The sequence below is a fragment of the Pseudomonas sp. LBUM1676 genome (genome assembly GCF_059695605.1).
The window spans coordinates 3,790,435-3,803,139 of sequence record NZ_CP166777.1 but is presented as its reverse complement, the minus strand read 5'-3'; the positions used below and the strand labels follow the sequence as shown (position 1 = coordinate 3,803,139).

The 12,705-nt window shown below is 60.8% G+C and carries 11 protein-coding genes; 1 reads left to right on the top strand and 10 read right to left on the bottom strand.

Translation table 11 applies throughout. The features are described 5' to 3' along the window. Positions 1-7: 7 nt before the first annotated feature. The 10 genes from ACA041_RS17580 to ACA041_RS17535 all read right to left on the bottom strand — a co-directional run bounded on the left by ACA041_RS17580 (position 8) and on the right by ACA041_RS17535 (position 12,007). Entirely contained in the window at positions 8-1,399 is a 1,392-nt protein-coding gene (locus tag ACA041_RS17580) for a GntP family permease (RefSeq protein ID WP_497434662.1), read from the bottom strand. Between the two features lie 286 nt (positions 1,400-1,685). Further along, positions 1,686-3,101, bottom strand: coding sequence for a sigma-54 interaction domain-containing protein (locus ACA041_RS17575; protein WP_497434657.1), 1,416 nt, complete (start codon positions 3,099-3,101; stop codon positions 1,686-1,688). A 142-nt stretch (positions 3,102-3,243) separates the two neighbouring features. Beyond that, positions 3,244-4,818, bottom strand: coding sequence for an ABC transporter ATP-binding protein (locus ACA041_RS17570; RefSeq protein ID WP_497434650.1), 1,575 nt, complete (start codon positions 4,816-4,818; stop codon positions 3,244-3,246). A 64-nt stretch (positions 4,819-4,882) separates the two neighbouring features. Then, positions 4,883-5,905, bottom strand: coding sequence for an ABC transporter permease (locus ACA041_RS17565; protein ID WP_497434643.1), 1,023 nt, complete (start codon positions 5,903-5,905; stop codon positions 4,883-4,885). Beyond that, on the bottom strand, positions 5,905-6,969 hold the full coding sequence (locus tag ACA041_RS17560) for a microcin C ABC transporter permease YejB (protein WP_497434638.1): 1,065 nt from the start codon (positions 6,967-6,969) through the stop codon (positions 5,905-5,907). Before ACA041_RS17560 ends, ACA041_RS17565 begins: the two co-directional genes overlap by 1 nt. Further along, positions 6,969-8,837 (bottom strand): extracellular solute-binding protein, encoded by a 1,869-nt coding sequence (locus tag ACA041_RS17555; RefSeq protein WP_497434633.1) that lies wholly within the window; start codon positions 8,835-8,837, stop codon positions 6,969-6,971. Before ACA041_RS17555 ends, ACA041_RS17560 begins: the two co-directional genes overlap by 1 nt. A 134-nt stretch (positions 8,838-8,971) precedes the next feature. Beyond that, a complete protein-coding gene (locus ACA041_RS17550) occupies positions 8,972-9,253 on the bottom strand; it encodes a peptidylprolyl isomerase (RefSeq protein ID WP_007984657.1) in 282 nt (93 codons plus the stop codon). Positions 9,254-9,359: 106 nt separating this feature from the next. Beyond that, positions 9,360-10,241: a lipase family alpha/beta hydrolase gene (locus tag ACA041_RS17545; protein ID WP_497434629.1), complete on the bottom strand. Its 882-nt coding sequence runs from the start codon at positions 10,239-10,241 to the stop codon at positions 9,360-9,362. Between the two features lie 226 nt (positions 10,242-10,467). Continuing rightward, complete coding sequence (locus ACA041_RS17540) at positions 10,468-11,541, bottom strand: 3-deoxy-7-phosphoheptulonate synthase (RefSeq protein WP_497434623.1); 1,074 nt, start codon at positions 11,539-11,541, stop codon at positions 10,468-10,470. A gap of 337 nt (positions 11,542-11,878) precedes the next feature. Further along, a complete protein-coding gene (locus ACA041_RS17535; RefSeq protein ID WP_497434617.1) occupies positions 11,879-12,007 on the bottom strand; it encodes a hypothetical protein in 129 nt (42 codons plus the stop codon). Positions 12,008-12,166: 159 nt separating this feature from the next. On the opposite strand from ACA041_RS17535, the gene ACA041_RS17530 reads away from it, so the two are divergent. Then, positions 12,167-12,610, top strand: coding sequence for a GNAT family N-acetyltransferase (locus ACA041_RS17530; protein ID WP_497434611.1), 444 nt, complete (start codon positions 12,167-12,169; stop codon positions 12,608-12,610). Positions 12,611-12,705: the final 95 nt, after the last annotated feature.

Genomic DNA, 12,705 nt, shown 5'->3' with positions numbered 1-12,705 from the left:
GAATACCTCACACAATGCCAGTGGCGTAGAAAGTACCGATCACCACAAAGACCGCCAGGGTCTTGATCAGCGTAATACAGAAAATATCTTTGTAAGCTTCGCGGTGGGTCAGGCCGGTGACCGCGAGCAAGGTAATCACCGCGCCGTTGTGCGGCAGGGTGTCCATGCCGCCGCTCGCCATCGAGGCGACCCGGTGCATCACTTCCAGCGGAATGTTGGCGGCATGGGCTGCGGCGATGAAGTCATTGGCCATGGCCGCCAGGGCAATGCTCATGCCGCCCGACGCCGAACCGGTGATACCGGCCAGCAAGGTCACGGTAATCGCTTCGTTGACCAGCGGGTTGGGAATGCTCTTGAGCCAGTCGGCCAGTACCAAAAAGCCCGGCAAGGAGGCGATTACCGCACCGAAGCCGTACTCCGAGGCGGTGTTCATCGCCGCCAGCAACGAACCGCCGACCGCACTCCGACTGCCTTCGGCCAATTTGCCGCGAATTGCCTGGAAGCCAAACACCAGCACCATGACGATGCCGACCAGCAAGGCCGCCTGAACCGCCCAGATCGCCGTGAGCTTGGCGATTTCGGTGGTCACCGGCGCAGCCATGCCCGGCAGCGCGAGGCTGTGGGTCTTGCCGTACCACTGCGGAATCCACTGGGTAAACAACAGGTTCATGATGCCGACGGCCAGCAGCGGCGACAGCGCGATCCACGGATTGGGCAGCTTGATGTCGGCCGCGGTTTCCGGTTCGTTGCGCAGGTCGGTGCCATAGCCTTCACCGGAACGCTGGGCCTTGTTGCGCTGGCGCTGCAGAAACAGCATGCCGGCGCAGACCACGAAGATCGAGCCGATCAAACCCAGCCACGGCGCCGCCCAGGCGGTGGTGTTGAAGAAGGTGCTGGGGATGATGTTCTGGATCTGCGGCGTGCCGGGCAGGGCGTCCATGGTGAACGAAAACGCGCCGAGGGCGATGGTCGCCGGGATCAGGCGTTTGGGAATATTGCTCTGGCGGAACATTTCGGCGGCGAACGGATAGACCGCGAACACCACCACAAACAGCGACACGCCGCCGTAAGTGAGCAGGGCGCAGACCAGTACGATCACCAGCATCGCCTGGCGGGTGCCGAGCAGGCGAATGGCCGCCGCAACGATGGAACGGGAGAAGCCTGACAACTCGATCAGCTTGCCGAACACCGCACCGAGCAGGAACACCGGGAAATACAGCTTGATGAAGCCGACCATTTTTTCCATGAACACCCCGGTGAAGGCAGGGGCAACGGCGGAAGGGTCGGTGAGCAGTACAGCGCCGAGGGCGGCGATCGGGGCAAAGAGGATAACGCTATAGCCACGGTAGGCCGCGAGCATCAGCAGCGTGAGAGCTGCCAAGGCAATGATCACACTCATGGTGTGTCTCCTGGATTGTTATTTTTTTAGAGTGAAGCGTAGTGGGGAAGCGCTATAGCGAGTTTCGTGCCATGAATGCAACATGTTGAAATATAAGGATATTTGTAATTCTTGTGATGTGAGCAGTGCTTTATGGTCTCTAATGTGAGACATGCGTTGACCATGCTGGCCTCTTCGCGAGCAGGCTCGGTCCCACAGGTTAGGAGGTTTTATCAACAGAATGCGGTCAACTGTGGGAGCGAGCCTGCTCGCGAAGGTCCATCTACCAATGGAGATTGATGTCTCATTACGGAGACTCAGCAATCCCCAACGCCACCATCTTCTTGTACAACGTCGACCGCCCCAACCCCAACCGCGCCGCCGCTTCAATCACCTTCCCCCCGCATTGCGCAAGGGTGCTTTCTATCAACTGCCGGTCAAACCTTTCCCGGGCCTGGCTGAACGTCTCATGGGCAACGGCTTCAATGTTCAAAAACGCCGCCCGCTCCACCGGCATCAACGCTCCAATCGCCGCGCGGATGTCGGTGACACTCAACACCAGGTCATCACTGAGCAAGGCCGCCCGTTCGAGTACATTGCGCAGTTCGCGGATGTTCCCCGGCCAGGCGTGTTGCCCCAAAAGCTCCAGCGCTTCCCGATTCAGTTCGTGCTGGCTGCGCAATTCTTCCAGGATCGCTTCACTAAGCGCCGGCAGATCGTCGAGGCGATCACGCAACGGCGGGACCTGGATCGGCAGCACATTGAGGCGGTAATACAAATCGGCGCGAAACTCGCCGCGTTTGATTGCCGCCTGCAGGTCTGTGGACGTGGCGGCGATCACCCGCACATCGCTCTGGATCACTTCGTTGGAGCCCACCGGTTCGAATTCCTTTTCCTGCAACACCCGCAGCAGCTTGCTTTGCAGGGGCAGCGGCATGTCGCCGATCTCATCGAGGAACAAGGTGCCGCCCTGGGCGATCTGCAGCTTGCCGGCGCGGCCTTTGCGATCGGCGCCGGTAAACGCCCCGGGGGCGGTGCCGAAGAATTCGGCTTCCAGCAGCGACTCGGGGATCGCCGCACTATTGATGCTGACGAAGGCTTTATGCGCGCGGGGCGAAGCGCCGTGAATCGCCTGGGCCAGCAACTCCTTGCCGGTGCCGGTTTCGCCGAGCAGCAGCACTGGCGAGTCGGCGCTGGCGCTGCGCCGGGCGCGACGTTTGACTTCCAGGCTGGCGGCGCTGGTGCCGATGAAGTGGGCGAAGTTGTATTTGGTCTGCCGCGCCCGCAACAGTGAACGGGTGGAGGCCAGTTCTTCCTGCATGCTCATGTAGCGCTTGAGCATCGGCGACAGGCTGCGCAATTCATCGAACAGGGCAAAACCGATGGCGCCGATCACCACGCCAGCGTCGTCGTGGATCGGCAGGCGCATCACCACCAGCGGTTCCTTGGGGGTGTCCTGCATGTCGAGCAGAATCGGCCGGCCGGTGCGTACCACTTCACGCAGCAGGCTGCCGGGGATCACGCTTTCGCAGGCCTTGCCGATCGCCACTTCGGCCGACTCCAGGCCAAAACGCCGGGCGTAACGCTCGTTCATCCAGACGATGTTGGCGTCGCGATCGACAATCACCGTGCCTTCGCTCGACTGCTCGATGATTTCGAACAATGAACGGATCGCCAGCAGGCGAACGCGCTGGTAGTCCTTGAGGCTTTCGGTGGTGTTCATGGGTGTCATATCCAGAATGTGTGGTGTCAGTGCAGGCCTTTTCGCGAGCAGGCTCGCTCCCACATTGGATCGCGATCAACTGTGGGAGCGAGCCTGCTCGCGAAGGCCGCGATACGGTCCAAAGGCATGCAGCGAATTATGCCTACCCCGGATGCGCTGCCGCCAACAACTCTTTGGTGTACGGATGCTGCGGCGATTCGAACACGTCGTGGCTGGCACCGCTTTCCACCACTTTGCCGTCCTTGATCACGATCATGTCGTGAGCCAGGGCGCGCACCACCGCCAGATCGTGACTGATGAACAGGTACGTCAGGCCGTGTTTTTCCTGAAGCTGACGGAGCAGGGCGACCACCTGTTTTTGCACCGTGCGATCCAGTGCCGAGGTCGGTTCGTCCAGCAGGATCAGCGCCGGTTTCAACACCAGCGCCCGGGCGATGGCGATGCGCTGGCGTTGGCCACCGGAAAATTCATGTGGATAACGATGGCGGCTCTGCGGGTCGAGGCCGACTTCTTCCAGCGCCCGAATCACTTCCGCCTTGCATTCATCGGCGGTCAACTGGCTGTGCACTTCAAGGCCTTCGCTGATGATCTGCGCCACCGACATCCGCGGGCTGAGGCTGCCGAAGGGGTCCTGAAATACCACCTGCATTTTCTTGCGCCACGGCCGCAGTTGCTTTTGCGACAAGCCATCCAGCGCTTCGCCCTGGAAGCGAATGCCGCCTTCGGAATCGAGCAGGCGCAGGATCGCCTGACCCAGGGTCGACTTGCCGGAGCCGGATTCGCCGACGATGCCCAGGGTCTTGCCGCGCTGGACATTCAGGCTGATGCCGTTCACCGCGTGCAAATACGTCTTGCGCTGAAACAGTCCGCCGCCGCCGAGGGCGAACCGCACGCACAGATTATCCACTTCCAGCACGTTCTCGCGCTCGTCCCGGGGCAGGGCCTCACCTTCCGGCTCGGCGTTCAGCAGCACGCAGCTGTAGGGATGTTTCGGCTCGGTGAACAGCGTTTCGCAGGGCGCCTGCTCGACGATTTCCCCGGCCTTCATCACGCACACGCGCTGGGCGATACTGCGCACCAGATTGAGGTCGTGACTGATCAGCAGCAGCGACATGCCGAGCCGCTGTTGCAGGGATTTGAGCAGCAGCAGGATTTTGCGCTGCACCGTCACGTCCAGCGCGGTGGTGGGTTCGTCGGCGATCAGCAACTCCGGCTCGCAGGCCAGGGCCATGGCGATCATCACCCGTTGGCGCTGGCCGCCGGACAACTGATGCGGATAAGCCTTGAGCCGCTCCCTGGGTTTCTGGATGCCCACCAGCTGCAGCAACTCGAGAATCCGAGCCTGCGCCGCTTTGCCGGTCAACCCCTTGTGCAACAGCAGGGTTTCACCGATCTGTTTTTCGACGCTGTGCAGCGGATTGAGCGACGACATCGGTTCCTGGAAGATCATCGCGATGCGGTTGCCGCGCAACTCCCGCAGCACCCCGGAGGAGGCGCCGAGCAGTTGCTGGCCGCGATAGCGAATGCTGCCGGTGGTTTCGGTGCCGTTCTCGGGCAGCAGTTGCAGAATCGAGTGCGCGGTCACCGACTTGCCGGAACCCGACTCGCCCACCAAAGCCAGGCATTCGCCGGGGCGAATATCCAGGCACAGGTTGCGCACCACGGTCTGGCCGCTGAAGGCTACACAGAGGTCACGGATTTCGATCAGGTTACTCATATCTACGCCTGCTTCATCATCGTGAATCAATCGGGGGGTCAAGACCGCGGATCAAGATCGCGGATCAAGATCGCGGATCAAACGCATCACGCAACGCCTCGCCAATGAACACCAGTAAAGAGAGAATCAACGCCAGGGTGAAAAACGCCGTCAGCCCCAACCAGGGTGCCTGCAGGTTCTGTTTGCCCTGGCCGATCAGCTCGCCCAGGGATGCACTGCCGGCGGGCATGCCGAAACCGAGAAAATCCAGGGCGGTGAGCGTCGAGATCGCCCCGGTCAGAATGAACGGCAGATAGCTCAGGGTCGCGTTCATCGCATTGGGCAGGATGTGCCGCACGATCACCTTGCGGTCGCTCAAGCCCAGGGCACGGGCGGCCTTGACGTATTCCAGGTTGCGTCCGCGCAGGAACTCGGCGCGCACCACGTCGACCAGGGCCAGCCAGGAAAACAGCGCCATGATCCCCAGCAACCACCAGAAATTCGGTTCGACGAACCCGGACAGAATGATCAGCAGATACAGCACCGGCAACCCGGACCAGACCTCCAGCAGGCGCTGACCCAACAGGTCGACCCAACCGCCGTAATAGCCTTGCAGGGCGCCGGCGGTAATGCCGATCAAGGCGCTGACCAGCGTCAGCATCAAGGCGAACAGGATCGATACCCGGGCGCCGAATATCACCCGGGCCATCACGTCCCGGGCCTGGTCGTCGGTGCCCAGCCAGTTGACTTTCGACGGCGGGCTCGGTGCCGGTTTGTTCAGGTCATAGTTGGGCGTGTCGTCACTGAACGGAATGGGCGGGAACAGCAACCAGCCCCCGTCCTTCTTGATCAGGTTCTGCACATAGTCGCTGCGGTAATCCGCCTGGAACGGCAGTTGTCCGCCGAACTCCTGTTCGGTGTAGCGTTTGAAGGCAGGGAAGTACAAGGAGTCCTGGTAACTGACCACCAGCGGTTTGTCGTTGGCGATCAACTCACCACCGAGGGTCAGCAGGAACAGGCCGATAAACAACCACAGCGACCACCAGCCGCGGCGGTTTTTCTTGAAGCGTTCGAAACGGCGACGGCCCAACGGCGAGAGCTTGAACATCAGGCGTTCCTCGCGGCGAAGTCGATGCGTGGGTCGACCAGGGTGTAGCACAGATCGCCGACCAGTTTTATCAGCAGGCCGAACAGCGTGAAGATGAAAAGCGAGCCGAACACCACCGGATAGTCCCGTGACACTGCGGCTTCGTAACTCATGCGGCCCAGGCCATCGAGGGAGAAGATCACTTCGATCAGCAAGGAGCCGGCGAAAAACACGCTGATGAAGGCCTGGGGAATTCCCGACACCACCAGCAGCATGGCGTTGCGAAACACGTGGCCGTACAGCACCCGGCGTTCGCTCATGCCCTTGGCGCGGGCGGTGACCACGTATTGGCGGGTGATTTCATTGAGGAAGGAATTCTTGGTCAGGATGGTCAGTGTGGCGAAGCCGCCGATCACCAGTGACGTGACCGGCAACACCAGGTGCCAGAAATAGTCGGCGATTTTTCCCAGGGTCGACAGCGACTCGAAGTTGTCCGAGACCAGGCCTCGCACCGGGAACCAGTTCAATGAAGTGCCCCCGGCGAAGACCACGATCAGGAACATCGCGAACAGGAATGCCGGCATGGCGTAGCCGATGACGATGGCGGTGCTGCTCCAGATATCGAAATGGCTGCCGTGATGCACGGCCTTGCGAATCCCCAGGGGAATCGACACCAGGTAGGTGATCAGCGTAGCCCAGAGCCCGAGGGAAATGGTCACCGGCATTTTTTCCAGGATCAGGTCGGTGACGGTGGCGCCGCGGAAAAAGCTTTTGCCGAAGTCCAGTTGTGCATAGCTTTTGAGCATCAGCCACAGACGTTCCGGGGCCGGCTTGTCGAAGCCGTACTGTTTTTCGATTTCCTTGATCAACTGCGGGTCGAGGCCACGGCTCGCCCGGGAACTGCCATGGCTGACGGCGTCGCCGGACCCACCGCCGACACTTGCGCCACCGATTCCTTGCAATTGCGCGATCGCCTGTTCAACCGGACCGCCCGGCGCAGCCTGGACGATGACGAAGTTGACCAGGAGGATGATCAACAGCGTCGGAATGATCAGCAGCAGGCGCCGCAGAATATAAGCCCACATCAGCGCGGCCCTCCGGGTGCGCCGCGCTTGATGAGTTCGGCGGTCATCTGCTGGTTGGTCAGGGGCGTGGAGCTCACTTCCCACCAACTCTCGATGGCTTCGTCATTGCTGGCTTGCACACTGGGAATGCCGAAGCGGTTCCACCACACGGTCGAACTGCCTGGCGGGTAATAGTTGGGAATCCAGTAATAGTTCCATTGCAGCACCCGGTCCAGGGCATGGGCGTGGCGTAACATGTCGGCCTGGGTGTTGGCGCGGACCAGGCCGTTGAGCAGCGTATCGACCGCCGGATTCTTCAGTACCATATAGTTGTTGGAACCCGGATCGTTCGCCGCCACCGAGCCAAAGTAGTTGTACAGCTCATTGCCCGGCGAGGTGGTGACCGGGTAACCGGTCACAATCATGTCGTAGTCCCGGGACATCAGGCGATTGACGTACTGCGAGGAGTCGATGCGGCGGATGTTGAGGGCGATGCCGATCTGCTTCAGCGTGCGCTTGTACGGCAGCAGCAGGCGGTCCATGCCGTTCTGGCTGACCAAAAAGGTAAAACTCAGCGGCTTGCCTTCGGCATTCACCAGTTGATCGCCCTCCGGCTTCCAGCCGGCCTGCTCAAGCAAATCCAGAGCCTGCAATTGCTTGTCGCGGATCACGCCGCTGCCGTCGGTCTTCGGCGCTTCGAAGACCTGGGTGAACACCTCGTCCGGGATCTGCCCGCGCAGGGGCTCGAGAATTGCCAGCTCGGCGGCATCGGGCAGCTTGCGAGCGGCGAGGTCGGTGTTGGAGAAGAAACTCTGCTGGCGAATATAGAGGTCGCGCATCATCTGCCGGTTGCTCCACTCGAAATCCCAGAGCATGGCCAGGGCCTGGCGTACACGGCGGTCCTGGAACATCGGGTTCTGCAGATTGAACACGAAGCCTTGCGCCGATTGCGGGGCGTTTTGCGCCAGGTGCGCCTTTTGCAGACGCCCGTCACTCAGCGCCGGACTATCGTAGCCGATGGAGTAAGCGGTGGCGGAGAATTCGCGGTTGTAGTCGAAGGCACCGCCGCGCAGCACCTGACGCGCCACGTCGGTATCGCCGAAGTACTCGATGCTGAAGTGGTCGAAATTGTACAGGCCGCGGCTGACCGGCAGATCCTTGCCCCACCAATCGGGGTTGCGCTCGAAGGTGATGCTGCGCCCGGAGTCGATCTTGGCGACCTTGTACGGTCCACTGCCCAATGGCGGCTCGTAACCGCCGCCACCGGCAAAGTCGCGGGTCTTCCACCAATGCTCGGGGAATACCGGCAAAGTCGCAATGTCCAGGGGCAGGGTGCGGTTCTGGTTGTTCTTGAAGTCGAAACGGACGGTCCGTGGCGACTCCACTTCGACGCCTTTGACGTCGGCAAATTGCGTGCGATAACGCAGGCTGCCCTGGGTCATCAGCAAGTTGAAGGTGTAGCGCACGTCTTCGGCGGTAATCGGCTTGCCATCGGCGAAGCGCGCATCGGGATTGAGGAAGATGCGCAGCGACAGACCGTCATCGGCGCGCTCCATCTGCTGCGCCACCAGGCCGTACACGGTGTAAGGCTCATCCAGCGAGCGCTGGGCCAGGGGCGAGTAGATCAAGCCGTCGATCTGCGTGACGCCGATGCCCTTGTCGATGTACGGCAGGATATGGTCGAAATGGCCGATTTCGATCGCCGAACGACGCATCGTGCCGCCCTTGGGGGCTTGCGAGTTGGTGTAGGCAAAATGACTGAAATCGGCGGGGTATTTGGCCGGTTCGCCGTACACGGTCAACGCATGTTGCGGTGTTGCATTCACGTCAGCAGCAGCCAGCAACAGGGCCACGGCAGTGAACAACAAAGTAGGGAACGCCAGTCGCATTGTCAGCCTTTGAGCCGGGTGGTCGATAACCGCAATTTGTACGCTAGCGGCGCGTCCCTCGCCAGCCGTATCACGCAACCAAAACACAACGGCCCACCAAAAGGCGGGCCGTTATGCAGGAAACTGCGGATCGATCAGTCCTGACGACTGGTCACTTCCAGCAAGTGGTAACCGAACTGGGTCTTGACCGGGCCTTGCACCACGTTGATTGGTGCGCTGAAGACCACGGTGTCGAACTCTTTGACCATCTGGCCCGGCCCGAACGAACCCAGGTCACCGCCCTGACGGCTGGAAGGGCAAGTGGAGTTGGCTTTGGCGACTTCGGCGAAATCGGCGCCAGCTTCGATTTGGGCCTTGAGTTCGTTGCACTTGGCTTCGCTGGCGACCAGGATGTGGCGGGCAGTGGCTTTAGCCATGGGAAAATACTCCTTTCAATAATCATAAAAGTGGTGAGCCTACCGGATTCAGTAGCCTATTTCTCCTCAAAGTTCCTTCGGTAAGCCACGCGGCGGCGGGCATTGCTCACAGACCAGCCTTTTTCAAGCGTTCGGCATGCTCTACATAGAGATCCACCGGGTCGATGCCTTTGCGGGGCTGACCGGCCATCTGACTGATGCTGTCGAAGTGATCCAGCGGATAGTCGGAGCGGATGACATTGCCCAGATGAGAACTGTAGCGGCCGACCATGCCGTCGTTCTGGTTGGCTTCGGTGGTGAAATAGCGGGAGAAGGCCCTGCAAAACCCGTGCAGCGGATCGAGGGCATTGAGCCCTTGCTCGATCAGGCTCCCTTGCAGCGTGCCGCTCCAGGAGTAGTAGCGAACGCCGTTGACCAGTTCACGGCCCTTGCCACCCCAAGTTTGCGGCAGCCCTTGAGGGTACTTGTCATTGAACGCGCCCACGCCCTCGGTGGTCAGCGCATTCAGCGCCGCGATGGCGTTTTTCGGCAGCTGGGGGTTGCCACTGAGTAGCGACAGGAAGTCTGTAAACAAGGTGGCAATGGTCTCGGCGACCTGCTCTGGCAGACGTCCGGGTATCAGAGCCTTGCGCAGGAAATCGGCCAGCTCCGAACCGTGATTCGGACCGCTGACCGAGGTCACCGACGCGATGGTCTGTGGCGCGATCGCCGCCGCATAACGTGCGGCGAGCGCGCCCTGGCTGTGACCGATCAGGTTGACTTTGTCCGCACCGGTGCCTTCGCGCACCCGTTCGATCTGTGCCAGGAGCTGGTCACCGCGTACTTCGTTGCTATGGGTCGCCGACAGGTGAGGGACGAACACCCTGACGCCGACGTTTCTGAGGGCTTGCTTGATGTCATGGAAGAGCTCGAATGGGCCGATGCGATCGAAACCGAAGAGCCCATGGATCAGCAGGATCGGGTAGAGAGTCGTTGCATTCCGTTGCATTGTTCGTACCTTTTTCACAGGGGGTTGTGGGGAGCCTGCGCCTCACTCTAAAGCACTCCATCGCGGGTGCGATGTATGAAAAAGCCGCTGTAGCCTGATGAAAACGGAATAGGGGAAGTACGAAAGCTCAAAGGGATATGACGTCTTTGTCGGAAAGTCTGGACAGCATTGCGCCGCAGGCAGGGACAGGTCTGCAATGGCCTGCCTGCGGCGTGTCTTGGGTCTGTCAGTCGCGCTGTGCCCGTAGCCGGTTCGCTGCCTGGCGCAACACGTCTTCCGTCCCGGACCATCCCAGGCAGCCGTCGGTCACCGACACTCCGTACCGCAGCGACGGGCTCAATGCCTGGCAGCCTTCGAACAAATGACTTTCGAGCATCATGCCGATCAGCGATCGATCCCCTTGCAGGCGCTGTTCAAGCACGTCGTTGAACACTGCGGGCTGGCGCAACGGATCTTTACCGCTGTTGGCATGGCTGCAGTCGACCATGATCCGCGCCGGAATCTTCAGCCTGGTCAAATCGCTGCGCACCTGGGCGACGCTCGCGCGATCGTAGTTTGGTCCGCGATGGCCGCCGCGCAGAACCAGGTGAGTGTCCTGGTTGCCAGGGGTCTGGATAATTGCAGGATGTCCCTGGCTGTCGACGCCGAAATGCCGATGGGGATGGGCCGCCGAACGCATGGCGTCGCTGGCAACGGCCACACCACCATCGGTGCCGTTCTTGAAGCCGACCGGCATGCCCAGGCCGCTGGCCATTTCCCGGTGGATCTGCGACTCGGTGGTGCGGGCGCCGATCGCTACCCAGCTCAGCAGGTCGTCGAAATAGCCGGCGGCCATCGGTTGCAGCAGTTCAGTGGCAATCGGCAAGCCCAGCTGGAGCATGTCGCGCATCAGCTCGCGGGACAGGGTCAGGCCGCCCGCCATGTCGTCGCTGCCATCCAGGTGCGGATCGTAGGCCAGGCCTTTCCAGCCCACGGTGGTGCGGGGTTTTTCGACGTAGGCGCGCATCACCAGGAGCATTTCATCGCTGACGTCGGCGGCGAGGCGAGAAAGGTTGGCGGCGTATTCGAGCGCTGACCGGGGATCGTGAATCGAGCAGGGGCCGACGATGACCAACAGACGGGAGTCTTCACCGTTGAGGATCGCGCGAACCGCCTGGCGGTGGGCAGTCACTTGCTGGGTCAGGGCGTTGCTGAGGGGTAATTGCTGCTTGAGTTGCAATGAGCTGGGCAGGCGCAGGGTCAGCGCTTCATTGGCAGGGCTCAGGGTTGACAGCGGCAGAGCGGAGACGGACGAATTCATATTCAGGCTTCCTGGGCTGGCGGCGGGTTCGGCCCCGCGCACTCGGCCCTACTGGGGTGTTCGACAATTGGCCGGATTGGCTGCGTGTGTGTACTTGCCACCTGTGGGTGACCGATCGGAGGCGGCAGGCTGTCCCGAGCGGAGGCTGCTAAATCGCCAGGCGGTAAAACTGTCGTGACGGTAATAAGTGGCGTAGTTCATTTTCTGGATCCTCGAGTTGTCTGGTGTGTCGCTGAAAAGGTGCAGGGCTGAAAAAACAAAACCCCCGGTCGGGAGGCCGACCGGGGGTTGAGAATTCTCTGGTGGCGACCCGTTTAAAGTGGGCGCCGTGTGGGTATCAGGCGCGCCAGTGGCTAAACCAATACCCAAAATAAAAGCTGACCGAAGCACAGACGTCATTCACCCGGACAGCCGCGACCGAGCGCAGGGCGCTGGAAGTCTGAAGCGGCGAGGGGGCGTTGAACATGGTCTGTCTCCGATGAATGCACCGAGCTTACTAGAGGCCGGCAGGCAGATTCAATCAGAAAATGCTATCGATCGCCCATGGCGTTTGCTATCGCTTGAGTACGTCGAGGGTTGTGACACACTTGAGGTGTGGGCAAACAGTGGCTGTCGCGGAGGCTGGATGGCATTGGAATTACGCCCGGCGACGCTCCGGGACCTCGAGTTCGCTCGAAAGCTGACCTGTGACAACATGCTGCGCTACTACGTCCAGCATAATCTGCTATGGCTGGACGAAGGTTTCGATGTGGGCTGGGCCGGGCGCGAGAACTGGTTGATTGTGCGGGACGAGACCTTGCTCGGTTACGTCAGCCTGAGTCGGGACGCCTGGGACCTGTACATCCGCGAATTGCATGTCATGCAAGCGTTTCGGGGGCAGGGCGTCGGCTCTTGGGTGATCGACCGGGTATTGGCCATGGCGTGCAGGGAGCATCGCCGGGCGTTGCGCTTGACGGTTTTCCAGAACAACCCCGCACGAACGTTGTATGAGCGAAAGGGACTGACAGTGGTCGGCACGGATCAGTGTTTCCTGAGGATGCAGCGCGATATCGATGGCTCGCATCGCTAAGACACGCATACGGCAAGCCTTACAAGAACTATTGATACTTTTTATATAGCGCTTGCCGCTAGGTCTGCCAGTTGCTTTTTGCTAAGGTGTCGGCA

Excerpts from the sequence above, each read along its gene's own strand:
- ACA041_RS17580 (WP_497434662.1), bottom strand. The coding sequence starts at position 1,399 with ATGAGTGTGATCATTGCCTTGGCAGCTCTCACGCTGCTGATGCTCGCG.
- ACA041_RS17575 (WP_497434657.1), bottom strand. The coding sequence starts at position 3,101 with ATGAACACCACCGAAAGCCTCAAGGACTACCAGCGCGTTCGCCTGCTG.
- ACA041_RS17570 (WP_497434650.1), bottom strand. The coding sequence starts at position 4,818 with ATGAGTAACCTGATCGAAATCCGTGACCTCTGTGTAGCCTTCAGCGGC.
- ACA041_RS17565 (WP_497434643.1), bottom strand. The coding sequence starts at position 5,905 with ATGTTCAAGCTCTCGCCGTTGGGCCGTCGCCGTTTCGAACGCTTCAAG.
- ACA041_RS17560 (WP_497434638.1), bottom strand. The coding sequence starts at position 6,969 with ATGTGGGCTTATATTCTGCGGCGCCTGCTGCTGATCATTCCGACGCTG.
- ACA041_RS17555 (WP_497434633.1), bottom strand. The coding sequence starts at position 8,837 with ATGCGACTGGCGTTCCCTACTTTGTTGTTCACTGCCGTGGCCCTGTTG.
- ACA041_RS17550 (WP_007984657.1), bottom strand. The coding sequence starts at position 9,253 with ATGGCTAAAGCCACTGCCCGCCACATCCTGGTCGCCAGCGAAGCCAAG.
- ACA041_RS17545 (WP_497434629.1), bottom strand. The coding sequence starts at position 10,241 with ATGCAACGGAATGCAACGACTCTCTACCCGATCCTGCTGATCCATGGG.
- ACA041_RS17540 (WP_497434623.1), bottom strand. The coding sequence starts at position 11,541 with ATGAATTCGTCCGTCTCCGCTCTGCCGCTGTCAACCCTGAGCCCTGCC.
- ACA041_RS17535 (WP_497434617.1), bottom strand. The coding sequence starts at position 12,007 with ATGTTCAACGCCCCCTCGCCGCTTCAGACTTCCAGCGCCCTGCGCTCG.
- ACA041_RS17530 (WP_497434611.1), top strand. The coding sequence starts at position 12,167 with ATGGCATTGGAATTACGCCCGGCGACGCTCCGGGACCTCGAGTTCGCT.